The sequence below is a fragment of the Ensifer sp. GW821-FHT05G01 genome, from assembly GCF_059419585.1.
The window spans coordinates 193,617-219,269 of record NZ_JBWKSC010000012.1; the positions used below are offsets into that span (position 1 = coordinate 193,617).

Annotated in this window: 20 protein-coding genes; 16 read left to right on the top strand and 4 right to left on the bottom strand. The window is 62.4% G+C overall.

Features of this window, described 5'->3' with window-relative positions; genetic code table 11:
- The first annotated feature begins 5 nt into the window (after positions 1-5).
- From tolA to AC07UR_RS26095, 12 genes are all read left to right on the top strand, one after another.
- On the top strand, positions 6-1,085 hold the full coding sequence (gene tolA / locus AC07UR_RS26040) for a cell envelope integrity protein TolA (RefSeq protein WP_173423584.1): 1,080 nt from the start codon (positions 6-8) through the stop codon (positions 1,083-1,085).
- Positions 1,086-1,164: 79 nt separating this feature from the next.
- The gene (tolB, locus tag AC07UR_RS26045; RefSeq protein WP_173423583.1) at positions 1,165-2,475 is read left to right on the top strand and encodes a Tol-Pal system beta propeller repeat protein TolB; all 1,311 of its coding nucleotides are present in this window, start codon (positions 1,165-1,167) and stop codon (positions 2,473-2,475) included.
- Between the two features lie 182 nt (positions 2,476-2,657).
- Positions 2,658-3,191 (top strand): peptidoglycan-associated lipoprotein Pal, encoded by a 534-nt coding sequence (gene pal / locus AC07UR_RS26050; protein WP_173423582.1) that lies wholly within the window; start codon positions 2,658-2,660, stop codon positions 3,189-3,191.
- A gap of 196 nt (positions 3,192-3,387) precedes the next feature.
- Positions 3,388-4,419, top strand: a complete 1,032-nt coding sequence (gene ybgF, locus AC07UR_RS26055) for a tol-pal system protein YbgF (RefSeq protein ID WP_173423581.1) — start codon at positions 3,388-3,390, stop codon at positions 4,417-4,419.
- A 13-nt stretch (positions 4,420-4,432) separates the two neighbouring features.
- Complete coding sequence (gene tilS / locus AC07UR_RS26060) at positions 4,433-5,749, top strand: tRNA lysidine(34) synthetase TilS (protein WP_209791755.1); 1,317 nt, start codon at positions 4,433-4,435, stop codon at positions 5,747-5,749.
- A 100-nt stretch (positions 5,750-5,849) separates the two neighbouring features.
- Positions 5,850-7,793: an ATP-dependent zinc metalloprotease FtsH gene (ftsH, locus tag AC07UR_RS26065; protein ID WP_173423580.1), complete on the top strand. Its 1,944-nt coding sequence runs from the start codon at positions 5,850-5,852 to the stop codon at positions 7,791-7,793.
- Positions 7,794-8,104: 311 nt separating this feature from the next.
- The gene (gene glmM / locus AC07UR_RS26070) at positions 8,105-9,460 is read left to right on the top strand and encodes a phosphoglucosamine mutase (protein ID WP_209791672.1); all 1,356 of its coding nucleotides are present in this window, start codon (positions 8,105-8,107) and stop codon (positions 9,458-9,460) included.
- Positions 9,461-9,705: 245 nt separating this feature from the next.
- Complete coding sequence (locus tag AC07UR_RS26075; protein WP_209791675.1) at positions 9,706-10,473, top strand: outer membrane protein; 768 nt, start codon at positions 9,706-9,708, stop codon at positions 10,471-10,473.
- A 358-nt stretch (positions 10,474-10,831) separates the two neighbouring features.
- Positions 10,832-11,668, top strand: a complete 837-nt coding sequence (locus tag AC07UR_RS26080; RefSeq protein WP_209791676.1) for an outer membrane protein — start codon at positions 10,832-10,834, stop codon at positions 11,666-11,668.
- Between the two features lie 164 nt (positions 11,669-11,832).
- Complete coding sequence (locus AC07UR_RS26085) at positions 11,833-13,011, top strand: phosphoserine transaminase (RefSeq protein ID WP_209791678.1); 1,179 nt, start codon at positions 11,833-11,835, stop codon at positions 13,009-13,011.
- Between the two features lie 85 nt (positions 13,012-13,096).
- Positions 13,097-14,692, top strand: coding sequence for a phosphoglycerate dehydrogenase (gene serA, locus AC07UR_RS26090; RefSeq protein WP_209791680.1), 1,596 nt, complete (start codon positions 13,097-13,099; stop codon positions 14,690-14,692).
- A gap of 189 nt (positions 14,693-14,881) precedes the next feature.
- Complete coding sequence (locus AC07UR_RS26095) at positions 14,882-15,388, top strand: GNAT family N-acetyltransferase (protein ID WP_209791682.1); 507 nt, start codon at positions 14,882-14,884, stop codon at positions 15,386-15,388.
- Positions 15,389-15,449: 61 nt separating this feature from the next.
- Here AC07UR_RS26095 and AC07UR_RS26100 read toward each other — a convergent pair whose 3' ends face one another.
- Positions 15,450-17,264, bottom strand: a complete 1,815-nt coding sequence (locus tag AC07UR_RS26100; RefSeq protein WP_173423573.1) for a methyl-accepting chemotaxis protein — start codon at positions 17,262-17,264, stop codon at positions 15,450-15,452.
- A 123-nt stretch (positions 17,265-17,387) separates the two neighbouring features.
- Positions 17,388-18,272, bottom strand: a complete 885-nt coding sequence (locus tag AC07UR_RS26105; protein ID WP_209791684.1) for a DMT family transporter — start codon at positions 18,270-18,272, stop codon at positions 17,388-17,390.
- Between the two features lie 207 nt (positions 18,273-18,479).
- On the opposite strand from AC07UR_RS26105, the gene AC07UR_RS26110 reads away from it, so the two are divergent.
- Positions 18,480-19,778 (top strand): adenylosuccinate synthase, encoded by a 1,299-nt coding sequence (locus tag AC07UR_RS26110; protein WP_173423571.1) that lies wholly within the window; start codon positions 18,480-18,482, stop codon positions 19,776-19,778.
- Between the two features lie 63 nt (positions 19,779-19,841).
- Positions 19,842-22,148 (top strand): hypothetical protein, encoded by a 2,307-nt coding sequence (locus tag AC07UR_RS26115; RefSeq protein WP_209791686.1) that lies wholly within the window; start codon positions 19,842-19,844, stop codon positions 22,146-22,148.
- An 85-nt stretch (positions 22,149-22,233) separates the two neighbouring features.
- Here the strand turns inward: AC07UR_RS26115 and rpoH are convergent, their stop codons facing one another.
- Both rpoH and AC07UR_RS26125 read right to left on the bottom strand, forming a co-directional pair.
- On the bottom strand, positions 22,234-23,139 hold the full coding sequence (gene rpoH, locus AC07UR_RS26120) for an RNA polymerase sigma factor RpoH (protein ID WP_077500721.1): 906 nt from the start codon (positions 23,137-23,139) through the stop codon (positions 22,234-22,236).
- 210 nt (positions 23,140-23,349) lie between these two features.
- The gene (locus AC07UR_RS26125; RefSeq protein WP_173423569.1) at positions 23,350-24,378 is read right to left on the bottom strand and encodes an RluA family pseudouridine synthase; all 1,029 of its coding nucleotides are present in this window, start codon (positions 24,376-24,378) and stop codon (positions 23,350-23,352) included.
- Between the two features lie 29 nt (positions 24,379-24,407).
- On the opposite strand from AC07UR_RS26125, the gene AC07UR_RS26130 reads away from it, so the two are divergent.
- Both AC07UR_RS26130 and AC07UR_RS26135 read left to right on the top strand, forming a co-directional pair.
- The gene (locus AC07UR_RS26130; RefSeq protein ID WP_173423568.1) at positions 24,408-24,791 is read left to right on the top strand and encodes a hypothetical protein; all 384 of its coding nucleotides are present in this window, start codon (positions 24,408-24,410) and stop codon (positions 24,789-24,791) included.
- Between the two features lie 4 nt (positions 24,792-24,795).
- Complete coding sequence (locus tag AC07UR_RS26135) at positions 24,796-25,632, top strand: TrmH family RNA methyltransferase (protein WP_209791687.1); 837 nt, start codon at positions 24,796-24,798, stop codon at positions 25,630-25,632.
- Positions 25,633-25,653: the final 21 nt, after the last annotated feature.

The window sequence follows — 25,653 nt, forward strand, 5'->3', positions numbered from 1 at the left end:
CCACGATGAAGGGCAGTCTCGCCACATCTGGTCTGCTGCACGCTCTGGTTCTCACCTGGGCGATGGTTTCGCTCGGCAGCCCGGCTGATTTCCAGGTCGCCGACGTCGAGGCTTTGCCGGTCGACATCGTCCCCTATTCGGAAATGACGCAGGTCCAGCAGGGCGACAAGAAGGCGCCGAAGAAAGAGACGTCGTCGCCGGTTCCGACCAAGCGTCCGGAAACGAACCAGCCAGCCGAGAACGTCGGCGACAACGACACGGACCTGAAGACGCCGCCGACGCCGAACGCCAAGCCGTCGAAGAGCGAAGCCACGGCCTCGCCGGAAAAGAACGATAAGCCCGAACCGACGCCAGATCCGGTCGAGCAGGAAATCAAGAAGGTCGAGGAGACCAAGCCGGCTTCAGAACCAGCAACCGAAGTGGCGGCGCTGCCGGAAGCCAAGCAGGAAGTGAAGCCGGAGACCAAGCCGGAACCGGCGCCGGCCGAAGAAAAGCCGGCCGAAAATCCGGAAGCCGAAGCGCTGCCGGAAAAGGTGCCGACGCCTGCGGCCAAGCCCAAGGTGGAAAAGCCGGCACAGTCCGCAAAGACACCCGACCGCAAGAACGAACAGACGCCGAAAGAACAGAAGAAGCAGGCCTCCACGGAGGAAAGCAAGTTCAACGCGGATGAGATTGCTGCCCTGCTCAACCGGCAGGACCCGTCTGCCGGTGGTGCCAAGCGCTCGACGCAGGAGGCGGCTCTCGGCGGCAAGAAAACCATCGGCGTGGGCTTGAGCGCCAACGAGATCGACGGCGTGAAAGGCCAGATCCAGGGCAACTGGTCGCTGATCGCCGGCCTGACCGGCGTCGAGGAAGTCCGTGTAACGGTCCGCGTGCAGCTCGACCCGTCGGGCAACATCGTCGGCACGCCGGAAGTGACCGCGACTGGCGGCCCCGAAGGCACGCGCCGCGCCGTTGAAAGCAGCACGCTTCGCGCGATCCGTCGCTCGGCGCCGCTACAGAATCTGCCGCCTGAAAAATATGACGGCGAAAAAGGATGGAATACCCTCGTGCTGAACTTCGACCCTTCGGAATTCGCACTCTAGAGCTGCCGGGATTGGAACTTATGCCGGATAGCAAACCAACCCTGCAAACCCTTCGTACTAAGCTGAAAGGCTTGTCTCTATGATCAAGAGCTCTTTTTTCCGCGCCCTGATGGTGGCAGCGGGTCTGTTGGCCGCCTTTGTGGCGGCGACACCGGCGAATGCGGTCGTCGAAATCAACATCAACAAGGGCAACGTCGAGCCGTTGCCGATCGCGATCACCGACTTCCTGCAAGGGGAACTCGGCAAGAAGATTTCCGACGTGGTCGCTGCCGACCTCAAGCGTTCGGGTCTGTTCAAGCCGATCGACAAGGGCGCCTTCATCGAGAAGATCAGCAACCCCGATGCCGCGCCGCGGTTTGAAGACTGGAAGGTCATCAATGCCCAGGCGCTGGTCACCGGTCGCGTGACGCAGGAGGCCGACGGCCGCCTGAAGGCGGAGTTCCGGCTCTGGGACACGTTTGCGGGTACGCAGATGACCGGCCAGCAGTTCTTCACCCAGCCTGAAAACTGGCGCCGCGTCGCCCATATCATCGCCGATGCGATCTATGAGCGTATCACCGGCGAAAAGGGCTATTTCGATACACGTGTCGTCTACGTCGCCGAAAGCGGCCCGAAGACCGCCCGCAAGCGCCAGCTTGCGATGATGGACCAGGACGGGGCAAATGCCCGCGCCCTGACGAACTCGAACGATCTCGTCCTGACGCCGCGCTTCTCGCCGAACCGTCAGGAAGTCACCTACATGTCGTTCGAAAACAACCAGCCGCGCGTTTACCTGCTGCAGCTGGAGACCGGACAGCGTGAAGTGGTCGGCAATTTCCCGGGCATGACCTTCTCGCCGCGCTTCTCGCCGGATGGTCAGCGCGTGATCATGAGCCTGCAGCAGGAGGGCAATGCCAACATCTACACGATGGACCTGCGCTCGCGTACGACGACCCGCCTCACCAGCACGGCGGCGATCGATACCGCGCCGTCCTATTCGCCTGACGGTAGCCAGATCGCGTTTGAAAGCGATCGCGGCGGCCGCCAGCAGATCTACGTCATGGGTGCAGATGGCTCCGGCCAGCGCCGCATCTCCTTCGGCGACGGCTCCTATTCGACGCCGGTCTGGTCTCCACGCGGTGACCTCATCGCCTTCACCAAGCAATCGGGTGGCAAGTTCTCGATCGGCGTGATGAAGCCAGACGGTTCGGGTGAGCGCATCCTGACCACGGGCTTCCACAACGAAGGCCCGACCTGGGCGCCGAACGGTCGCGTGCTGATGTTCTTCCGCCAGAACGCCGGTGCCGGCGGACCGCAGCTCTACTCGATCGACCTCAGCGGTTACAACGAACAGCCGGTGCCCACCCAGGGCTTTGCGTCCGACCCGGCCTGGTCGCCGCGGCTTGAATAGCAGGCTCTCATTTGCGGCGGGGATTGTGGCAACCATGCCGCTTTCTCGCCGCAAAGTGCTGGTCTAGCAGGCGCCGAGCTTAAATTATCGATTTGTTAACCATAACTGTTGAATAGCGATTAACCGCTTCCGGTTACAGTCTGGCAACCGTGAATTCAGACACTTCTCAAGGAGACCGGCGCATGAGCCGAATTGACACCCCGGCCGCAGGCCGCATGCAGACCATCGCTCGCAACCCGGTCATGATCGCACTTGTCATGACCCTTGCCATCGCTGGCTGCGCGTCGAAGAAGAACCTTCCGGGCAGTGCCGGCGAGCTTGGCCTCGGCGGCGCCGGTTCGGCAACGCCCGGTTCGCAGCAGGACTTCACCGTCAATGTCGGCGACCGCATCTTCTTCGACACGGACTCGACTTCGGTTCGCGCCGACGCCCAGCAGACGCTTGACCGTCAGGCTCAGTGGCTTGCCAAGTATCCGAACTATGCCGTCACCATCGAAGGTCATGCCGACGAGCGCGGCACCCGCGAATACAACCTGGCACTCGGCGCACGCCGCGCTGCTTCCACCAAGGATTATCTGATCTCGCGCGGCGTTCCGGCCAACCGCCTGAAGACGATTTCCTACGGCAAGGAAAAGCCGGTCGCCGTTTGCGACGATATCTCGTGCTGGTCGCAGAACCGCCGTGCAGTGACCGTTCTCGGTGGCGCCGGCATGTGATCTTCCGATCACGCATCGCTAAATTATAAGGGCGGCCTTGTGCCGCCCTTTGCTTTTTTACCACACTTTGGCCGAACTCCGTTGCTTTTTCAGGGTAATTGGAAAACTGTGCGGCAATCATCCAGATGAATCGGCGAGATGTATTGCGGGCCCCGATTCCAGGGTGGGAAAACCGGTATTCGAACAGGACAAAGACATGAAGAAATTTGTCGTGGCTGGACTGCTTGGTCTCGCGGCCCTTTCGGGCCTTGGCCAGACGGTAAATGCCATGCCGCTTTCCGGGCTCCTGGCCCGAACGACACAGGCCGACACGGCAGGCTCGCACAGTCTTCCCGTCGTGAAGGTACAGGCGTCCGAGACCACGCGGATCGGCCAGCTTGAAGAACAGATCCGCTCGCTCAACGGGCGTATCGAAGAAATGAGCTTCCAGCTTCTGCAGATGCAGGAGCAGATCCGGAAGTTCCAGGAGGACAACGAGTTCCGCTTCCAGGATCTGGAAAGCGGCAAGGCCTCCCCCAAGAAGAGCGGCGCATTGCAGACGCCGAAGTCCAGCGATCAGGCGTCCGTCACCCCGGGGGTGACGGATAGCCAGACGATGGCGCCTGCCGATCCGGGCACCGGCATGGCCGCATCGGGCGCCGATCAGGGCGCAACCGGTGCCGCGCCTCCAACGACGCTTGGCCAGATCGTCTTCGACGAGAGCGGCAATCCGATTTCGACCACGACCGACGCCCAGCCTGGCGCCAACGCAACGCCGCCCGGCGTCGACACCGGCGTGGCCCTTCCGGGCGACAACGGCGGGCTCAACGCCAACCCGGACAGCGAGCAGCAGACTGCAGCGCTCGACAATCCCGGCGATCTCTATCAGTCGGCCTATGGACACGTGCTGTCCGGCGACTACAGCACCGCCGAACAGGAGTTCCGCGACTATCTCGACGTTTTCCCGCAAGGCGAGAAGGCGGCCGATGCCAGCTTCTGGATGGGCGAGGCGCAGTATTCGCAGGGCAAGTACAGCGACGCGGCCAAGACGTTCCTGAATGCGCACCAAGCGCACGCCAAATCACCGAAGGCTCCGGAAATGCTCTTGAAGCTCGGCATGTCGCTCGGCGCTCTCGACAACAAGGAAACCGCCTGCGCCACGTTGCGCGAGGTCAACAAGCGCTACCCGAAGGCCTCACCGGCCGTGCGCGCCAAGGTGACGAGCGAGCAAAGCCGCTTTGGCTGCTGAGACGCAGGCCAGCCTGGCCGTTCTCGAGACGGCGAAACGATTTCTTTCATCCCTCCATCGGCCTGCCCGAGTGCTCGTAGCCGTGTCCGGTGGCAGCGATTCCAAGGGACTGCTTCTCGCCCTATCCCAGGCGATCGAGGCATCCGGCAAAACCGATTTTTCTCTTGCAGCCTGCACGGTCGACCACGCCTTGAGGGCGGGCTCCGCCGCTGAAGCGGAGGCTGTGGCCTGCTTTTGCGCCAGGCTCGGCATCACGCATATCGTCAAACCCTGGGACGGCGAAAAGCCTACGGCAGGAATTCAGGCCGCCGCACGCGAAAAGCGCTATCAGCTGTTGGCCGCCGCTGCCGATGAACTCGGTGCCACCTGCATCGTCACCGGCCACACGCTGGATGATCAGCGCGAGACGATCCTGATGCGGTCCGAGCGCGGACAGGGGCCCGGCGCCGCAGGAATGGCGGCCGACGTGCTCTACGACAGGCGCTTCTGGGTGTTGCGCCCCTTCCTCGGGCTGCGTCGCGCCGATGTCAGGGCCTTTCTTGCGGCGGAGGGCGTGGGCTGGTTTGACGATCCAAGCAACGCGAACATGCATTTCGAACGGGTGCGGACCCGTAAGCACCTCGCTGAAACGGGCGCTGAGGCGGCTACCACATGGGACGCCGCATCGCGCGCGCGCTCCTCGGTCAAAGCGGCTGAGTGGTTGAGGCTTCATGCGCGCGTTCATGAGAACCTTGTCGTGAGCATTGCCGAAACTGCCGTCGGAACATGCGCCGATATCGACTGCCGGCGCGCGCTCTTGACAATGGCCGGTGTCGTCGGCGGACGAACGCATCCCTTGGCCGCCGACACCGCTGAGCGCGTGATGGCGTTCCTTGAGCGCAGCGAGTTGGGGCGGCTGACCGCAGGACGGGTCGTTTTCGACAGGCGCGGGACGGGTCTCTACCTCTATCGCGAGGCGCGCGATCTTCCGTTTCTCACCCTGGGGCCGGGCGAAGCCAGCATCTGGGATGGCCGCTTTGCCGTTCGGAATGTCGGAAATGGTCTGGTGAAGGTCGGTGTTCGCGACGATCGCGGGCTGCAACAGCAGAGACTTATTGCCGCAGGAGTGCCACCGGGCGTTGCCAGGCGGGCATCGCTTTCCGCGCCGCATGTTGTATCCACAGACGACAATTGCGTCGCGAACGCCGACGTCGAGCCGCGCATTTGCCCCTACGACACCTTTTTGCCGGGTTTCGACCTGATCATGGCAGACATGATTGCCGGATTGTTCGGGCGTCAGCCCTATGTTCGGTCGCCGGTTCACGATCTGTTGACAGAAATGGAACGGTAGTTGGCGGTTTGCCTTGGCAAGGCGTCGCCAGAACCCTATGTTAGGGGCAAGAAAGCGGCCCGGCGAAATGTGCGGGTCGTGACAGGTTCCGGGGAGTTCGATGAACCCTAATTTTCGTAATTTTGCCCTCTGGGCAATCATAGCGCTTTTGCTGATCGCGCTGTTTAGCATGTTTCAGCAGCCGACCGAGCGCACCGGCTCGCGTGAGATTCCGTTCTCGCAGTTCCTCAAGGACGTCGATGCAAGCCGCGTCAAGGAAGTCGTGATCACCGGCTCCAAGGTCATCGGCAGCTATTCTGAAAGCGGCGCAACGTTCCAGACCTACGCGCCTTCGGTCGACACCGCGCTCACCGAGCGTCTGGAAGCCAAGGACGTGACGGTGACCGTTCGTCCGGAAACCGATGGCTCCTCCGGGTTCCTGAGCTATATCGGCACGCTGCTGCCGATGCTTCTGATCCTCGGCGTCTGGCTGTTCTTCATGCGCCAGATGCAGGGCGGTTCGCGTGGCGCCATGGGCTTCGGCAAGTCCAAAGCCAAGCTTCTGACCGAAGCGCATGGCCGCGTCACCTTTGACGACGTCGCCGGCGTCGACGAAGCCAAGCAGGATCTGGAAGAAATCGTCGAATTCCTGCGCGACCCGCAGAAGTTCCAGCGTCTCGGCGGACGCATTCCGCGCGGCGTGCTGCTCGTCGGTCCTCCCGGTACCGGTAAGACGCTGCTCGCTCGTTCGGTCGCCGGCGAAGCCAATGTTCCGTTCTTCACCATTTCCGGTTCGGACTTCGTCGAAATGTTCGTCGGCGTCGGCGCGAGCCGTGTGCGCGACATGTTCGAGCAGGCCAAGAAGAACGCACCCTGCATCATCTTCATCGACGAAATCGATGCCGTCGGTCGCCACCGTGGCGCCGGTCTCGGCGGTGGCAACGACGAGCGCGAACAGACGCTCAACCAGTTGCTGGTCGAGATGGACGGTTTCGAAGCCAATGAAGGCATCATCCTGATCGCGGCGACCAACCGTCCTGACGTTCTCGATCCGGCGCTTCTGCGTCCGGGCCGTTTCGACCGCCAGGTCGTCGTGCCGAACCCCGATATCAATGGCCGCGAGCGCATCCTCAAGGTGCACGTTCGCAACGTGCCGCTGGCGCCGAACGTCGATCTCAAGGTTCTTGCCCGCGGTACACCCGGCTTCTCCGGCGCCGACCTGATGAACCTCGTCAACGAAGCGGCCCTGATGGCTGCGCGCCGCAACAAGCGCGTCGTCACCATGCTCGAGTTCGAAGACGCCAAGGACAAGATCATGATGGGTGCGGAGCGTCGCTCCTCCGCCATGACAGAAGCCGAAAAGAAGCTGACCGCCTACCACGAAGCCGGTCACGCCATCCTGGCGCTCAACGTTCCCTCGGCCGATCCCTTGCACAAGGCGACGATCATTCCGCGCGGACGGGCGCTTGGCATGGTGATGCAGCTGCCGGAAGGCGACCGCTATTCCATGAGCTACAAGTGGATGGTCTCGCGGCTTGCCATCATGATGGGCGGACGCGTTGCCGAAGAACTGACCTTCGGCAAGGAGAACATCACCTCCGGCGCTTCGTCGGATATCGAGCAGGCAACCAAGCTTGCCCGTGCGATGGTGACGCAGTGGGGCTTCTCCGACCAGCTCGGGCAGGTGTCCTACGGCGAAAACCAGCAGGAAGTGTTCCTTGGCCACTCGGTCGCCCAGCAGAAGAACGTGTCGGAAGCGACCGCCCAGAAGATCGACAACGAAATCCGTCGCCTGATCGATGAGGCCTACGAGACCGCCCGCAAGATCCTGACCGACAAGAACCACGAGTTCGTGGCGCTGGCGGAAGGGCTGCTCGAATACGAAACCCTGACCGGTGACGAGATCAAGGCGCTCATCCGCGGCGAAAAGCCGGCGCGCGACCTGGGCGACGACACCCCGCCGCACCGCGGCTCCGCCGTGCCTTCCGCCGGTGTGAAGAAAGAGGGCTCGTCCGGCAACAAGGGCGAAGAATCCGAAGGTGGGTTCGAGCCGCAGCCGCAATAACGGCTCCGGTTCAGACGCTTATCTCAAAAGCCGCCGCGCCGGAGGGTGCGGCGGCTTTTTGTTGCGCCGGCGCAGGATTGCACTTGGTAACGGGATGTAATGATTTCTGATGCTACGGTTGCTGCCGTTTGCATTGGTTTTGTGTCAAAGAAGATTCGAAAGCTCCCAGCCCTTGTTTTGCTGTTATAGCGCGGGAGCAACGGCAACAGCCGGAATGATATGAGGTCTGGTCAATGAAACCCAGTCGCGGAACACGCAGACAGGTAAAGCAGGCAAAGCCTGCATTGACCCAGCAGAACGATGGAGTTCTTATGAAGCGCAAGTATTTCGGCACGGACGGTATCCGCGGCCAGTCCAACATCTTCCCGATGACGCCGGATCTTGCGATGCGGGTCGGCATCGCCGTCGGCACGATCTTCCGCAACGGCGCCCATCGCCATCGGGTAGTGATCGGCAAGGACACGCGCCTTTCCGGCTATATGCTCGAAAACGCCATGGTTGCCGGTTTCACGGCAGCCGGTCTCGACGTGTTTCTGCTCGGGCCGATCCCGACCCCGGGCGTTGCCATGCTGACGCGCTCGCTGCGCGCGGATATCGGCGTGATGATTTCGGCCTCGCACAATCCCTTCCAGGACAATGGTATCAAGCTGTTCGGCCCCGATGGCTACAAGCTCTCGGACGATATCGAGGCCAGGATCGAGGCGTTGCTCGACCAGGACCTGTCCGGCCAGCTGGCCAAGGCGGAAGACATCGGCCGTGCCAAGCGCGTCGACGGCGACATCTACCGCTATCTCGAGCATGCCAAGCGCACCCTGCCGCGCGATGTCACCCTTCAGGGCCTGCGGATTGCCATCGATTGCGCCAATGGCGCTGCCTACAAGGTCGCCCCCCAGGCCCTCTGGGAACTCGGCGCTGAAGTGGTGACGATCGGGACCGAGCCGAATGGCGTCAACATCAATCTCGATTGCGGTTCGACCCATCCGGCAGCCCTGTCCAGAAAGGTGCATGAGGTGCGGGCCGATATCGGCATCGCGCTCGACGGCGACGCCGACCGGGTTCTGATTGTCGACGAGAACGGTACCGTCATCGACGGCGACCAGTTGATGGCCGTCATCGCCGACAGCTGGGCTGAGGACGGCACGCTGCGCGGCAATGCTATCGCCGCAACGGTCATGTCCAACCTCGGTCTGGAACGGTACCTCAAGGGCCGTGGCATCGAGCTGCACCGCACCAAGGTCGGAGACCGCTACGTTGTCGAGCAGATGCGCCAGGAGGGGCTGAACGTCGGTGGCGAGCAGTCCGGCCATATCGTGCTTTCGGACTTCGGCACGACCGGCGATGGTCTCGTGGCGGCCCTGCAGATCCTTGCAGTCGTCAAGCGCCTGGGCAAGGCGGTGAGCGAGGTATGCCACCGCTTCGAGCCGGTGCCGCAGGTATTGAAGAATGTGCGCGTTTCCGCCGGCAAGCCGCTTGAAGACGCAACGGTGCGCCAGGCGATCGCCGATGCCGAAGCCGAGCTTGCCAAGTCCGGCCGCCTGCTGATCCGTCCGTCGGGCACGGAGCCTTTGATCCGGGTAATGGCCGAGGGTGACGATCGCGGCCAGGTCGAACGGATTGTCGATGAGCTTATCAATGTTATCGGCAGCGTGCGCCACGCCGCGGCCTAGCCGCAACTTTGCCGGCGCATCGTGACGTCGGTTTACGGGTAGAAACGAAATGCCGGCACCTGTGGTGGCCGGCATTTTTTGTAACGCCAGCAAGCCGGCGGAAGAATGGGAATAGTAAAGATTCCTGGTAAATTCTTATGCTTAATCCAATGTTAACTGGGACATGCGATATCTGGCGCAAGAAACGCTGAGCCTGTGGGCGTTCGCCCGTATCCAGGAATTGCCGATATTCATGGAGTCATAAGATGAGAGAGTATATTTTTGGCGTTGCCGTTGCGCTGTCATTGGCGGCACCGGCCACTGCGGCTGACCTTTATATTGAGGATCCGGCGCCAGTGATTGTTCCGACAGGTGGATGGTACTTGCGCGGCCATATCGGCATGAGCAACCAGAGGCTCGGTGAGTTGCAGCACGAATTGTTCGGCGCGGTCGAGTATCACGAACTGGTGGACGAGGGCAGCTTCAACAGCGCGCCACTCGTCGGCATCGGCGCTGGCTACCAGTTCAACGACTGGCTGCGCATGGACGGTATCGTCGAGTATCGCGGCAAGGCCGATTTCGCAGCACTTGACCGCTATGGTCACAGTGGCCCCACCGGTCCCATCTGGGATGGTACAAACGACTATGATGGGGCCAAGTCCGAATGGCTGTTGATGGCCAACGCCTATGTCGATATCGCCGACTGGAACGGCGTCGTTCCCTATATCGGCGCCGGTATCGGTGCCTCGCGCAACAGCATTTCCGGGTTCCGGGACATTAACGTACCGACGCAGGGCGTCGCCTGGGCTGATAGCGATGCCTCCTGGAATTTCGCCTGGGCGCTGCATGCCGGTGTCGGCTACAAGGCGACTGACAGGCTGACTGTGGATTTCGGCTACAGCTATATGAATCTGGGCGATGCCAAGACGGGCAACATTCGCACCTACGACGACACGGTCGTGAATGCCCCGATGAACTTCAAGGACATCACGTCGCACGATTTCAAACTCGGCATGCGTTACGCCCTGCAATAGACAGAGTTCGCCGAGCGATTGCCTTTCAAAGGCGGCTCCGCGCCGCCCCCGGTCCGCTGACAAACCCGTCGATTTTTCGGCGGGTTTTTTCGCGTTATGCGCCCCCACCATCTTTCGAGGCGTTCCAGGCCGCCCGCAAACGTCTGCGCTCTGCGGAGGCACTTTTTGTTCTGCTGGGCAGGTCGAGCGCATCCGTTCCCAAGCAGGTACCTCTGGAGATCGTTAACATCGATGGGCGAGGGCTTAAGGATCATGGTTAACCGACAGTTAACCTCGGTCTGCAATAGTTAACGTCGAACGAAGCAGCCGATGGGTGGATCCCGTCCGGTGACGGCAATTGCAGCGAAAGGGCATGGGCATGGAATGGCGAAACGGGATCTGCGGAGCCACGTTCGGTATCGGCCTGCTTGCCTCGGGTGCGGCGCTTGCCGCTGACGAGGCCCTGATCGACGCGCCGGAAATCACCATTGCCCAGGAGGCGACCGGCAGCAACGGCCTCTACATCCGTGGCGACATCGGGTATGCCGGCTGGCGCGACGCCGGCGATCCCTTCTACCGCACCTTCGATGCGGGCACCGGCAGCTACAGCACGACCCCGTTCGACGACGCGCGCTTCGACAAGCCGCTTTCGGGCGCGATCGGCTTCGGTTACCAGATCACCGACACTGTGCGCGCCGATCTTACGGCGGACTATTTCGAGGGCCGCTTCGACGGCTCGGCCGTTGGTGCAAGCCCGTGTGCGGGGCAGGGAGCCGGAACGTCCTGCGCCTTGTCGACGACGGCGGATTTTTCCGCGCTGGGCCTGATGGCCAACGCCTATGTCGATTTCGGAACGCTCGCCGGCTTCACGCCCTATCTCGGTGCCGGTATCGGCGCGACCAATCTGCGCTGGAACACCGCCTTTGCCAGCGAAAGCTGCGTTGCCGGCGGCGGCGCCTGTGCCGGCGGCCCGACCACCCCATCGTTCGACGGCCACGACAGCTGGCGCTTCACCTATGCGCTGATGGCCGGTGTCTCCTACGACCTCAGCGATCGCCTGAAGCTCGATGTCGGCTACCGCTATTCGCACATCGGCGACGGCGAGATGTTCGGCTTCGGTGCCGAGGCGCTTGCTGGCGCGAGCGGGGCGAAGGGCTTCGATGACGGTCTTTCGCGTCACGAGATCAGAGCCGGCCTGCGGTTCGCTTTCTGGTAACAATCGGTCGGCGGCGGCGGTCCCGTCTTTGCTGATCTTGCCTAACCCGCCATGAATTTTCTCGATTGCGACACAAGTCGCTTGACTTCCTTCCAGACCCGCAATATTTCCGACGGCGGGACACCCTTCCCCAACGAAGGGCTATCTATCTGGAAGGATAGCACATGACGAAGCCTGCCAAGCCGGACCTCCGTCCGAACAATACCCATTTTTCTTCTGGCCCTTGCTCGAAGCGCCCCGGTTGGTCGCTCGATGCTCTCTCCGATGCTCCGCTCGGTCGTTCGCACCGCGCCAAGGTCGGCAAGACGAAGCTCAAGCAGGCCATCGATCTTACCCGTGACATTCTTGAAGTGCCGGCCGATTACCGCATCGGCATCGTGCCCGCTTCCGATACCGGCGCCGTCGAAATGGCGCTCTGGTCGCTGCTTGGTCAGCGCGGCGTCGACATGGTCGCCTGGGAAAGCTTTGGCGCCGGCTGGGTGACCGACGTGGTCAAGCAGCTGAAGCTCGCCGACGTGCGCAAGTTCGAAGCCGGTTACGGCGAACTGCCCGATCTCTCCAAGGTCGATTTCGACCGGGACGTCGTCTTCACCTGGAACGGAACGACCTCCGGTGTGCGCGTCGAAAACGCCGATTTCATCCCGGCCGACCGCAAGGGCCTGACCATTTGCGACGCGACCTCGGCCGCCTTCGCGCAGAACCTCGATTTCGCCAAGCTCGACGTCGTTACCTTCTCCTGGCAGAAGGTTCTCGGTGGCGAGGGCGCCCACGGCGTCATCATTCTTTCGCCGCGCGCCGTCGAGCGTCTCCTGACCTACGTGCCGGCCTGGCCGCTGCCGAAGATCTTCCGCATGACCTCCGGCGGCAAGCTGATCGAAGGCATCTTCACCGGCGAAACCATCAACACACCGTCGATGCTCTGCGTCGAGGACTATATCGATGCGCTGGTCTGGGCCGAGAAGGTCGGCGGGCTCAAGGGCCTTATGGCGCGCGCCGATGCCAATGCTCAGGTGATCTTCGACTTCGTCGACGCCAACGGCTGGATCGCCAACCTGGCGGTCAAGGACGAGACCCGCTCCAATACGTCGGTCTGCCTGAAGATCGTCGACAAGGACGTCTCAGCGCTTGATGCCGACGGACAGGCGGCTTTTGCCAAGGGCGTTGTCGCTCTCCTCGAAAAGGAAGGTGTCGCGTTCGACATCGGCCATTATCGCGATGCTCCGTCCGGTCTCCGGATCTGGGCCGGCGCGACGATCGAAGCATCCGACATGGCAGCGCTGATGCCATGGCTGACCTGGGCTTTCGAGACCCAGAAGGCGACGCTGTCGCAGGCAGCGGCCTAACTCCAAGCGTTTGCTTCGCTCCTAAAGGGAGCGAAGCCCTTGTACCGCATTCAAGTTCAGACCTGATCTTTTCAAGGAGGCCATCATGGCACCTCGCGTTCTCGTATCCGATGAACTGTCGGAAACTGCCGTCCAGATCTTCCGCGACCGTGGAGTCGAAGTCGATTTCCAGCCGAAGCTTGGCAAGGACAAGGACAAGCTTGCCGAAATCATCGGCAACTATGACGGCCTTGCCATTCGCTCGGCGACCAAGGCGACCGAAAAGCTGATCGCGGCTGCGACCAACCTCAAGGTCATCGGCCGCGCCGGCATCGGCGTGGACAATGTCGACATCCCGGCCGCCTCGCGCCGCGGTATCATCGTCATGAATACGCCTTTCGGCAACTCGATCACGACAGCCGAACACGCTATCGCCCTGCTCTTTGCCGTCGCCCGCCAGCTTCCGGCCGCCGATACCTCGACGCAGGCCGGCAAGTGGGAGAAGTCCCGCTTCATGGGTGTCGAGATCACCGGCAAGACGCTCGGCGTCATCGGCGCCGGCAATATCGGCTCGATCGTCTGCTCGCGCGCCATCGGCCTGAAGATGCACGTGCTCGCCTACGACCCGTTCCTGTCGAAGGAGCGCGCCGAGGAGATGGGCGTCACCAAGGTCGAGCTCGATGAACTGCTGGCCCAGGCCGACTTCATCACCCTGCACGTACCGCTGACCGACAAGACGCGCAGCATCCTCAATGCCGAAGCGCTCGCCAAGACCAAGCCGGGTGTGCGCATCGTCAATTGCGCCCGTGGCGGCCTCGTCGACGAGAAGGCACTCGCAGACGCAATCAAGTCTGGTCATGTTGCTGGCGCCGGCTTCGACGTCTTCGAGGTCGAGCCCGCAACCGAGAGCCCGCTCTTCGGCCTGCCGAACGTCGTCTGCACGCCGCATCTCGGCGCGTCGACCACGGAGGCGCAGGAAAACGTTGCCCTGCAGGTGGCCGAACAGATGTCGGACTACCTCGTCAAGGGTGCCGTTTCCAACGCCATCAACATGCCCTCGATCACCGCTGAGGAAGCACCGATCCTGAAGCCTTTCATCCGGCTTGCCGATGTGCTCGGCGCCTTCGTCGGCCAGGTGACGGAAAGCGCAATCAAGGAAATCGAGATCCTTTACGACGGCGCGACTGCTGGCATGAACACCAAGGCGCTGACCAGCGCGGTGCTCGCCGGCCTCATCCGGCCGCAGGTCGCCGACGTCAACATGGTTTCGGCGCCGATCATGATCAAGGAAAAGGGTGTCATCCTGTCCGAGGTCAAGCGCGACAAGACCGGCGTCTTCGACGGCTACATCAAGCTGACGGTCAAGACTGCCAACCAGACGCGGTCGGTCGCCGGCACGGTGTTTTCCGACGGCAAGCCGCGCTTCATCCAGATCAAGGGTATCAATCTCGACGCCGATGTCGGCAGCCACATGGTCTACATCACCAACACCGACGTACCCGGCATGATCGGCTTCATCGGCACGACCCTCGGCAATGCCGGTGTCAACATCGCCAACTTCCAGCTCGGTCGCGAGAAGGAAGCCGGTGACGCCATCGCGCTGCTCTATGTCGACGGCCCGGTTTCCGAGGACGTGCTCGACAAGCTGCGCGCCAACGCGGCGATCCGCCAGGCAAAGCCGCTGGTGTTCAACATCGATTGATCGCCGACAAATCAGTCTTGTCCGCCCATTTGCGGGCAAGGCATGCGGGCGCAAATCGGCCATGATTTTCCGGTCTATGCCCCAGAAAATGGTCTGCTTTTTGAAAGCGGATTAGAATTAAGTTCGAGAACGACCAGAACGCATCGGGCAAGCCGGTGCGTTTTTCGGTTTGAAGTGTTGATGGCAGCGATGGCAAGACAGACGTTCCGCTGGCGCGAGGCCAGCCTTCCCGACCTCGTTTCGGTTTCCGAAATTCAGCTGGTGGTGCACGAGGCGTTCCCCGAGGACGACCACGTTCTTGCCGATCGGCTGGAACTAAGCCCGGAGGGCTGCTTCATGCTGGAGGTCGGCGGCATCGCGCAAGGCTATGTGCTGAGCCACCCCTGGGTCCGGCGCGCACCGCCTTCGCTGAATTCGATGCTGGGCGAGATCCCGGACGCTGCCGACACCTGGTATATTCATGATCTGGCGCTTTTGCCTGAGACGCGCGGGTCCGGGGCAGGGGGCAATGTCGTGCCGTTGCTTGCCGATATCGCCCGAACGGAAGGTTATCGCTCCATGTCGCTGGTCTCGGTCAACGGCTCGCGCGGCTTCTGGGAGCGGCAGGGATTTTCCGTCCGCATGGACGAGCGGCTGGCATCGAAGCTTGCGAGCTACGGCGAGGATGCAGTCTATATGGAACGCGCACTGACCTGAAACGACAGGGGCGCCGGCTCGGCCGGCGCCCCTGTCTCGTCTTGCTTGTGTCGTTACCGGATCAGGCTGCGCGTCGGCCCGCAGGCCGCCACTGCTTTTCCTCGACGGTGAAATGCGCCAACCGGCCTGCAAGAACGCTGCTTTCGGAAGCGAGCGTCTGGCTTGCAGCCGATGTCTGCTCCACCATGGCGGCGTTTTGCTGCGTCATCTGGTCCATCTGGTTGACGGCGGTGTTGATCTCGCGAAGCCCGACCGACTGTTCGCGGGCCGCGGTCGCAATCGCCACGATCCGATCGTTGATCTCGTTGACCCGATGCTCGATGTCGCCGAGGGCTGTGCCCGTCGCTTCGACCAGGCGCACGCCGGCGGATACTTCGACACTCGATGCGGTGATGAGGCCCTTGATCTCCTTGGCAGCGGTTGCCGAACGCTGCGCCAGTTCGCGAACCTCCTGGGCAACGACGGCAAAGCCCTTGCCGGCATCGCCGGCGCGTGCGGCCTCGACGCCTGCGTTCAGCGCCAGAAGGTTGGTCTGGAAGGCGATATCGTCGATGACGCCGATGATCTCGCCGATCTTGGAGGAGGAGGTTTCGATGCGTCCCATGGCGGTGATCGCGTCGCGCACGACCTCGCTCGATGCCGTGGCTCCCTTGCGGGCATCGGCCACCATGCGGCTTGCCTCTTCGGCACGGTTGGTGGAGTTCTGCACGGCCGAGGTGATCTCGTCGAGCGCAGCCGCAGTCTCTTCAAGCGAGGCCGCCTGCTGTTCGGTGCGCTGCGACAGGTCGTTGGCTGCCTTGCTGATCTCATTGGCGTTGCCGTTGACGACCGAGGTCGAGTCGGCGATCGCGCTCACCGTCGAGCGCAGCGCGTCGACTGCGGTGTTGAAGTCCTTGCGCAGCTTTTCGTATTCGACGCCGAGTTCGGGGACGTCGATTGTCAGGTCGCCACTAGCAAGTCGTTCCAGTGCACCGCCGATGGTGCTGACCACATGGGCCTGGGTGCGTGAGGTCGTCTGCTGCATTTCCTCGTTGGCGTTACGTTCGCTGTCGAGCACCTTCTGCTGCTCGCGCTGGCGGATTTCGAGCGCATTGCGTTCGATCACCGAAGCGCGCAGCAGCACCAGCGCATCGGCCATGTTGCCGATCTCGTCGCGGCGGCCAGTGTCGGGGACATCCGAGCGGGTTTCATTGCGCGAGACTTCGAGCATGACGTCCTTGAGCCGGTTGATCGGGAGACTGATGGACCGGCCGATCGCCATCGCGGCGGCAAGCGTGGCGATGGCGGCAATCGCGGTGATGATAAAAGTCATCATCAGCGAAGCATTGTATTTTGCCGCGAGATCGTCGGCGTAAACACCGGTGCCGACGCCCCAGCCCCATGGCTTGAAGCCCTGGATGTAGGAGTACTTCTCGACCGGCTCCTCCGAGCCTGGCTTGTCCCAATAGTAGTTGACGATGCCGTTGCCCGGGTTTTGCGCAAGCGCGATCAGCTCGACGTTGAATGCCTTGCCGTTGGCATCCTTGAGACCGCGGATATCGGTGCCGATCAACTTCTTGGCGAGCGGGTGCGCCACCATCATGCCGTCGAAGCTGTTGATGAAGAAGTAGCCGTCCTGGCCGAAGCGCATGGCCATGACAGCTGCGATGGCGCGGCTTTGCGCTTCCTCACGGGGCAGCGCACCGCTGCGCTCCTGCTCCTCGAAGCTTGCAATCGCCGAGATCGCCGCTTCGGTGACGTTGCGCAGCATCTGCTGGCGCTCCTGGCTCACTTCGGCGTTGGCGACCTGCGTCTTGTAGGCCATCGCTGCGGCCATGAAGATCAGCGCCATCGCCGTCAATAAGTAGATACGTGTCGAAATTCTAATATTTTTCACTGCCTTAGCCCCAGGAATACAATCTGGGTCGGACAGAAACATTCATCTGCTAACCAAGCCTTAAGGCGCCTCCCTAGGTCTAGGGATTGCATTGGCGAGGCTTCACTACGCAGGCGCGCACGGTCAGTGCTTGGGTCGCCCCTTTTCGGCAATGGCGATACCGCCGAGCACGAGCAGAAGGGCGATGAGATGGAAGGTGTGGAATGTCTCGCCGATCAGCATCACCGACAGCAACGTGCCGAAGACGGGAATAGCATTGATGAACAGGCCGGCCCGATTGGCGCCGATCATCTCGACGCCGCGCACATAGAGCACTTGCGACATCAAGGATGGGAAGATGGCGGCGTAGAGGACGATGATCCAGCCGGTCATATCAGGAAAGATCGCCGTGCCGTTGCCGATTTCCCAAAACAGCAGCGGGATAGCGCTGATGAGCGCGCCGAAGGCGGGGGCTGCGATGAAGCTCTGCCAATGCATGGCGGGCTTCCAGCGAAGTGCCACCGTGTAGGCGGCATAGACGATGCAGGCGGCAATCATCAGGGCGTCGCCGAAGTTGAATTCCAGTTGCATGAGACTGGCGATTTCGCCGTGTGCGGCGGTGATCAGCACGCCGATCAGCGTCACGGTGAAGCCGATCACCTGGGCGATCGAGGCGCGGGTGCGAAACAGCATGAAATTGAACAGGAAGATCAGCATCGGGATGCCGGCCTGCAGGATGACCGCGTTGATCGCGCTCGTATATTTCAGCGCGGAGTAGAGCAGGGCGTTGAAGGTGGTGAAGCCGATCACGCCATAGGCCAGCAGCTGCAGCCAATGCTGCTTTATCTTCTGCCAATCGCGACGGATCTGCGGGGTCATCGCCACGAGGATGATGACGAGCGCAAACACCCAGCGAAGGGTTGTCAGCATCATCGGACTGACATGCCCGACGGCCATTTTTCCGGCCACGGAATTGCCGCCCCAGAAGAGTGCTGTGACGCAGAGATAGAAATAGGCCCTGGAATTCACGATGCTGCAACCTGCTGGGATGACGGGGATCGATGGCCGCAAGGGCGAGGGAGACGCCAGATATAGGCGCTAAATCCCGCGCTTGTCATGCAAAAAGGCCGGAACGCCCGTCATAACGGGGTCGCTTTCCCGGAGACAACACAGTATAGATGCGCGGGTTTTGAGAACAGCGCAACCCCGCTTGCGCCCGTCAACAGGAAGAGAATTATGACGAATGTCGTGGTGGTCGGATCCCAGTGGGGTGATGAAGGCAAAGGCAAGATTGTAGATTGGCTCTCGGAGCGCGCTGACATCGTCGTGCGCTTTCAGGGCGGTCACAACGCCGGCCATACCCTGGTGATCGACGGCGTCAGCTACAAGCTGTCGCTGCTTCCGTCCGGCGTCGTGCGTCCCGGCAAGCTCGCCGTCATCGGCAACGGCGTCGTCATCGACCCGCATGCGTTGATCGCTGAAATCGACAAGCTCGGCAAGCAGGGCGTGACGATCACGCCGGAGAACCTGCGCGTTGCCGACAATGCCACGCTCATTCTTTCGCTGCACCGTGAACTCGACGGCTTCCGCGAAGATGCCGCCTCCAACAGCGGCACCAAGATCGGCACCACCCGCCGCGGCATCGGCCCGGCCTATGAAGACAAGGTCGGCCGCCGCGCGATCCGCGTGATGGACCTTGCCGATCTCGAAACCCTGCCGGCCAAGGTCGATCGCCTGCTGACGCACCACAACGCGCTGCGTCGCGGCCTCGGCGAGCCGGAAATCAGCCATGATGCGATCATGCTCGAGCTGTCTTCGGTCGCCGACAAGGTCCTGCCGTTCATGGACACCGTCTGGGTGCTGCTCGACAAGGCGCGTCGCAAGGGTGCACGCATCCTGTTCGAAGGCGCCCAGGGCACGCTGCTCGACATCGACCACGGCACGTATCCGTTCGTCACCTCGTCGAACACCGTTGCCGGCCAGGCCGCTGCCGGCTCGGGCATGGGGCCGGGCTCGCTCGGCTACATCCTCGGCATCACCAAGGCTTACACGACGCGCGTCGGCGAGGGACCGTTCCCGACCGAACTGCATGACGAGATCGGTCAGTTCCTGGGCGAGCGCGGCCACGAGTTCGGCACGGTTACCGGACGCAAGCGCCGTTGCGGCTGGTTCGATGCGGCGCTGGTGCGCCAGTCGGTTGCCGCCAACGGTATCACCGGCATCGCGCTGACCAAGCTCGACGTGCTCGATGGCCTCGATGAACTGAAGATCTGCGTCGGATATACTCTCGACGGACAGCAGATCGATCATCTTCCGGCAAGCCAGGCGCAGCAAGCTTCGGCAAAGCCTGTGTATGTAACACTTGAAGGCTGGAAGGAATCGACTGTCGGCGCACGCAGCTGGGCAGATCTTCCGGCACAGGCGATCAAATATGTTCGCCAGGTCGAAGAACTCATCGGTGCACCGGTGGCTCTTCTTTCGACCAGCCCGGAGCGGGACGACACGATACTTGTGACGGACCCCTTTGAGGACTAGTGTCGGCGGACTGACATTGCGTCGTGATCGCAAACACATGCCTGAGCGTATGAGAAAGTTCTGATGGCGGATTTTGTTGCAGTTATTCGCAGGACCGTTGACGGCCTGTCGGAAAACACACCTGAAATGCGGGATAAGGTCTTCGAGAAGGCGCGCGCCGCCGTGCGTCGCCAGCTCGAGAATATGAATCCCCGTCCGTCGGACGACATGATCAATCGCCAGTTGGCGAAGCTCGAAAACGCGATCGTCGAGGTCGACAGCGAATATGCTGAAGCGCTCCCGGCGATCGACGACGTCGAGCCTGAGGCTGAAGCCGTCGACGCGGTCGTGCCCGTTGCGGCGGAGCCGGAACCGGTCGACGTCGCAGAGACCGCTGTCGAGCCGGTCGAGCCGGAGCCCGAGGTTGAGAGCGAACCGGTAACGGCCGCCGCCGAAGAACCGGCACCCGAAATCGTTGACGATGCCGCCGCTGTCTACGCCGATGCGCCTGTCGAGGTTCATGAGCAGCCGGAAGTCTATGCCGAGCCCTTGCCGGTCGAAGCGCCCGCTGAATATGTCGAGACCGTAGCCGAACAGGTCGAGGCGACCGAAGAACCGGCCGAGGCTGCTTGGCAGCCTCCCGTAGAGGATGAGCGGCCAGAAGCTGTGCTGCCGCATGACGAGGAAATCGTCGCGAGCGCCGAGCCGATCGCGGATGCGATCTACGATCACGCTCCCGCTGCAACGGCAATCGAGCCTGAACCCGAACCGGTTCAGGAAGCGACCTGGGATACGCCCGTTGTCGAGCCTGTCGCGGAAACGCCGGCGCGTTCGGAATGGGAACTGCCCGACTGGGAAGATACAAAGCCGGCCCCGGCACCCGCTTCGCTGGATGCAGGGCTGCACGACGTGGTCGACGACGCCGGCACGCCGGAGTTGCTCGGCATGCATCCGGTTGAGGAAAAGCCTGTCGAAATCGAACCGGCGGCCCAAAAAGCGGACGCAAGCCGGTCTTGGTCGTTCGACGACGACGACCCCTTTGCTTCTATTACCGAGCGCCCTGCGCCGAAGGCCAGCGACGCCGAAATCTCCGACTGGTCGTGGCCGGTCGAAAAGTCGGCGCCAGCGACGGCTGCGAACGTGACCGAGCCTGCAAGCCAGCAGGAGCGCGCCGTTACTGCCTGGGATCATATTGACGATCTTCTGGGTATGGAAGGCGGCGCGACCACTGCTGCAGGTGCTGCAGTGGGAGCTGCAACGGCCAAGGATACCGATCGCGGCGTCGAGATGCCGGCTGCGGCCCCTTCGCGGCCAACCTCCTACCGCACGACGCCGAAGCCTTCGCGCTTCAGCGTCAAACGTGTGGCGATTGCCGCCGGCTTGCTGCTCTTGCTCGGTGGTGGCGGATTTGCCTACTGGCAGAACCGGGAAGCGGGCAATGCCTGGATCTCCGGCATGGTGGCGTCGGTCACCTCGGCTGTTTCCGGCGCGGGCGAGACGCCCGTTGAACAGAGCACGCCCCCGGCGCAGACTGGCGAGGCCACCACGCAACAACAGCCCGGCGCGCATGACGACACGGCCGTTCCTGCAAACACATCGACGAAATTTACCCAGCGTCTTCTGGCTGACGGCTCGGAGACGGATGCCGGCCCGGCCGTGGTGAACGGTGAAAGCGTTGCGCAGGAAGGCAAGTCGGTCGCACCGCAGACTGAAGCGGGAAGACCGCAGGAAGATGCAGCCGCCACGCCAGGTGCTGAAGCCGGAACGCCTGCGACCGGCCAGCAACCAAGCGCACAGCCGGCTCAGCCGGACGTTGCCGTCGCCAGCGGCGAAAAGATGTTCCTCTACGAGGAGCGGCTCGGCCAATCCTCTCCGACGGCCATTCCGGGAACGGTCGCATGGTCGGTCAAGGAGGAATCTCCAGGTGGCGACGCCAAGCCGGAGCCGGCAATTCAGGCCCAGATCAATGTGCCTGACCGTGGCTTGACCGCCCTGATGACGATCAAGCGCAATGCGGATCCGTCGCTGCCGGCGAGCCACGTGATCGAGTTCGTCTTCTCGCTGCCGCAGAACTTCGAAGGCGGCGCTATCGACGGCGTGCAGCGCGTTTCGATGAAGCGGACGGAGCAGGATCGCGGCGATGCACTGATCGCAGTGCCCGCGAAGATCACCGACGACTTCCACATGATTGCGCTCAACGATTTTGCAGAAGCGGTCGGCAACAACACCGAGCTGCTGCGCAGCCGCGGCTGGATCGACATCCCGCTGACCTATCGCAACGGCCGCCGCGCGCTGCTGACGCTCGAAAAGGGGCAGAGCGGCAACGAGGCGTTCAGCCAGGCCATGCGCGCCTGGGGATCGTCAGGCAGCACGGCAGCGACCGGGCAATAGGCCAGGACTGGGTAAAGCGGAAAGACAACAAAAAACCCGGCGAGAACCTCGCCGGGTTTTTCGTTTCTATTGCATCCGTTCTGGATTATGCGCCTTCGACGACCCGCAGGGCCTGGGCACGTTCCAGCGCTGCCTTGCGGACGGCGTCCTGGACCTTTTCAAAGGCCCTGACTTCGATCTGACGCACGCGCTCGCGGCTGATATCGAACTCGCTCGACAGGTCTTCCAGCGTCAGCGGATCTTCGGTGAGGCGGCGTGCCTCGAAGATGCGGCGTTCACGATCGTTGAGAACCTTCATGGCGTTTGCGAGCAAAGCCTTGCGGCTGTCGAGCTCGTCCTGCTCGATCAGGATCTGTTCCTGGTTGTCGTGGTCGTCGACGAGCCAGTCCTGCCATTGTCCGGATTCGCCTTCGCTTGCCTTGATCGGCGCGTTCAGCGAAGCATCGCCGGACAGGCGACGGTTCATCGAGATGACCTCTTCCTCGCTGACCTTCAGCGTGGTGGCGATTTCCTTGACGTGCTCCGGCTTCAGGTCGCCTTCGTCGAGCGCCTGGATCTTGCCCTTGAGGCGACGCAGGTTGAAGAACAGCCGCTTCTGGTTGGCGGTGGTGCCCATCTTGACCAGCGACCAGGAGCGCAGGATGTACTCCTGGATGGCAGCCTTGATCCACCACATCGCGTAGGTCGCGAGGCGGAAGCCGCGATCGGGCTCGAATTTCTTGACGGCCTGCATCAGGCCGACATTGCCTTCAGACACGACTTCGCCGATCGGCAGGCCATAGCCGCGATAACCCATCGCGATCTTGGCGACGAGGCGCAGGTGGCTGGTGACGAGCTTGTGAGCGGCATTGCGGTCGTCGTGCTCCTGATACCGCTTGGCGAGCATGTACTCTTCCTGCGGCTCGAGCATCGGGAATTTGCGGATTTCGTCGAGATAACGATTGAGGCCGCCTTCACCAGCGGCAATGGACGGTAAATTGTTTCGGGCCATGAAGCACCCCCCTTTATAGTCTCCGGCCTCCGGGCGGCAGGCCGGGCATGTGGGTCTTCGTCAAGACCCCACGAGGCTATGAAATAAGTACGGCGAAAGCATGATTCAAGGAGTCCGGTTTCACTAACATGTGACGCCGGAGGCAAGACAGATCACGAATAGAGGCGCAGTCAAGATTGGAGTTCCGCGCCCAAAATTCAAGAGGTTGTGTTACGTCGCGGCCTGCAAGGCCTCGATCAGGGCCGCCATGTCGTCGGGCATCGGCGCTTCGAAGTGCATGGTCTCGCCGGTTGCCGGATGTTCGAACTGCAGCATGAACGCATGCAGCGCCTGACGGTGGAACTGGCTGACGACGGCCTTTGCCGCGTCGGGCAGCAGATTGGCCTTGGTGCGAAAGGCCGCGCCATACTCCGGATCGCCGATCAGAGGATGGCCGATATGGGCCATGTGCACGCGGATCTGGTGGGTGCGCCCGGTTTCGAGGTGGCATTCGACCGTGGATGCTAGGCTGGTGCCATCGGGTTTTTCCAGATAGCGCTCGACCACTTCGTAATGGGTGATCGCCTCGCGGGCGTCGTCGCTGTCCTCGCGCTTGACGGCGCGCTTGGTGCGGTCGCCGGCGCGGCCGAGCGGCGCGTCGATCGTTCCCTTCAACTGGCGTGGACGCCCCCAGACGACGGCCCGGTAGGCGCGCTCCAAGGGGCCGGTGCGGCCGTGATCGGCAAACTGATCCGACAGGTGGCGGTGGGCCGCGTCGTTCTTGGCGACGACCATGACGCCGCTCGTTTCCTTGTCGAGCCGGTGCACGATGCCGGGGCGCTTGACCCCGCCGATGCCCGAGAGGCTGTTGCCGCAATGGTGGATCAGCGCATTGACGAGCGTACCCGTCCAGTTGCCAGCACCTGGATGCACGACGAGGCCGGCCGGTTTGACGAGGACGATCAGATGGTCGTCCTCATAGAGAACGTCGAGCGGGATATCCTCGCCCTTCGGCTCCGGGTCTTCCGGCTCGGGCAGGTCGATCTCGAAGCGGTCGCCTGGCTGGACCTTCTTCTTCGCTTCGGTCACCGGCTTGCCGTTGATCGAAACGGCGCCCTGTTCGATCAGGCTCTTGATGCGATTACGCGAAAATTCGCCCGAAAGCGCCTCGGTCAGGAAGGAATCGAGCCGCCCTGCGGCGTCCTCGCCCGCCGTCAGGACTTTCCTATTGGCTGCTGCTTGTTTAAAGGGGTCGTTCATTCCGTTTTAAATCCGATAAAAGGCCAATCATGACCGCGCCCGCGCCCGATGACCAGGAAGACAAGCCGCTAGACCCGGCGATGGAAAATGTCCGCCGCAAGATGGTGAAGCTGCAGCTCGTCTCGGTAGGCGTGATGTTGGTCATGCTTATGGCTGTCCTCGCAACGATTGTCTACAAGGTGACCCGCACGGACGAGAAGGCGCCGGCGCAATCGGCAGCCATCGCCGTTCCGAGTGAAGCGCCGGTCAATGCTGTCGCCGCCCTTCCGGCCGGCTTCACGGTGACAAACGTCGCGCTGTCGGGCTCGCAGGTGCTGTTCTACGGCAATCTGCCGGGCGCCGAGCCGCGCGCCATCGTCTTTGACATTACCGCCGGCCGCATCGTTGCCGACATCACCGTCAGGACCAACTGACGGCATGGCTGCGAGCGCCCCGTCCCCGATCCGCGTCGACGATCCGGCAGACCCGCGTATCGCCGGGTTCGTGTCGATCAAGGAGCGCGACCTGACAGGGCGGCAGGGGCGCTTCATCGCCGAGGGCACGGTCGTGTTGCGCATGCTGGCGGCGGCGCACCACTCCGGCCGCGGGCTTGTGGCCGAGGCTATCCTGCTTCTCGAAAGCCGGGTGGCCGGCGTCGAGGCTATTCTGGCGGAATTTCCCGCCGAGGTGCCCGTCTATGTTGCGGCCGCTCCCGTGTTCGACGCCATTGCCGGCTTCAACATGCACCGCGGCGTACTGGCGCTTGGGCGGCGGGACGGCGTCTCCGGCCGGGACGCGCTCATCGCCTCGCTTCCCGCCTCAAGCCTTGTGCTCGCCGCCTGCGGCATTTCCAATCACGACAATATGGGTTCGTTGTTTCGCAATGCTGCCGCCTTTGGCGTCGATGCGGTGCTGATGGACGATACGAGCTGCGATCCGATGTATCGCAAGGCGATCCGCGTTTCCGTCGGCTCGGTGCTGACCGTGCCGTTTGCGCGCGAGGGGTCGGCTGCGGCGCTGATCGAACGGCTGCAGCATGGGGGCTTTGCGATCTGGGGCCTGTCGCCGGCCGGCGAAACCGATATCGGCGGAATACCACCGGCGGCGCGCACCGCCTTGCTTGTCGGAACCGAAGGTGAGGGTTTGCCGCCTGCCATCCTGAAATCGGTCCGCACCGCGCGCATTCGCCAGAGGCCCGGGCTCGACAGCCTCAATGTCTCGATGGCGGCCGGCATCGCGCTGCACCAGGTCGCCTTGATCAACGACCGGATCTGACCTGAGCGTCAAACGTACCGC

Bases quoted from the DNA above. Each gene is read 5' to 3' on its own strand.
- tolA (WP_173423584.1), top strand. From the start codon at position 6: ATGAAGGGCAGTCTCGCCACATCTGGTCTGCTGCACGCTCTGGTTCTC.
- tolB (WP_173423583.1), top strand. From the start codon at position 1,165: ATGATCAAGAGCTCTTTTTTCCGCGCCCTGATGGTGGCAGCGGGTCTG.
- pal (WP_173423582.1), top strand. From the start codon at position 2,658: ATGAGCCGAATTGACACCCCGGCCGCAGGCCGCATGCAGACCATCGCT.
- ybgF (WP_173423581.1), top strand. From the start codon at position 3,388: ATGAAGAAATTTGTCGTGGCTGGACTGCTTGGTCTCGCGGCCCTTTCG.
- ftsH (WP_173423580.1), top strand. From the start codon at position 5,850: ATGAACCCTAATTTTCGTAATTTTGCCCTCTGGGCAATCATAGCGCTT.
- glmM (WP_209791672.1), top strand. From the start codon at position 8,105: ATGAAGCGCAAGTATTTCGGCACGGACGGTATCCGCGGCCAGTCCAAC.
- AC07UR_RS26075 (WP_209791675.1), top strand. From the start codon at position 9,706: ATGAGAGAGTATATTTTTGGCGTTGCCGTTGCGCTGTCATTGGCGGCA.
- AC07UR_RS26080 (WP_209791676.1), top strand. From the start codon at position 10,832: ATGGAATGGCGAAACGGGATCTGCGGAGCCACGTTCGGTATCGGCCTG.
- AC07UR_RS26085 (WP_209791678.1), top strand. From the start codon at position 11,833: ATGACGAAGCCTGCCAAGCCGGACCTCCGTCCGAACAATACCCATTTT.
- serA (WP_209791680.1), top strand. From the start codon at position 13,097: ATGGCACCTCGCGTTCTCGTATCCGATGAACTGTCGGAAACTGCCGTC.
- AC07UR_RS26095 (WP_209791682.1), top strand. From the start codon at position 14,882: ATGGCAAGACAGACGTTCCGCTGGCGCGAGGCCAGCCTTCCCGACCTC.
- AC07UR_RS26110 (WP_173423571.1), top strand. From the start codon at position 18,480: ATGACGAATGTCGTGGTGGTCGGATCCCAGTGGGGTGATGAAGGCAAA.
- AC07UR_RS26115 (WP_209791686.1), top strand. From the start codon at position 19,842: ATGGCGGATTTTGTTGCAGTTATTCGCAGGACCGTTGACGGCCTGTCG.
- rpoH (WP_077500721.1), bottom strand. From the start codon at position 23,139: ATGGCCCGAAACAATTTACCGTCCATTGCCGCTGGTGAAGGCGGCCTC.
- AC07UR_RS26125 (WP_173423569.1), bottom strand. From the start codon at position 24,378: ATGAACGACCCCTTTAAACAAGCAGCAGCCAATAGGAAAGTCCTGACG.
- AC07UR_RS26130 (WP_173423568.1), top strand. From the start codon at position 24,408: ATGACCGCGCCCGCGCCCGATGACCAGGAAGACAAGCCGCTAGACCCG.
- AC07UR_RS26135 (WP_209791687.1), top strand. From the start codon at position 24,796: ATGGCTGCGAGCGCCCCGTCCCCGATCCGCGTCGACGATCCGGCAGAC.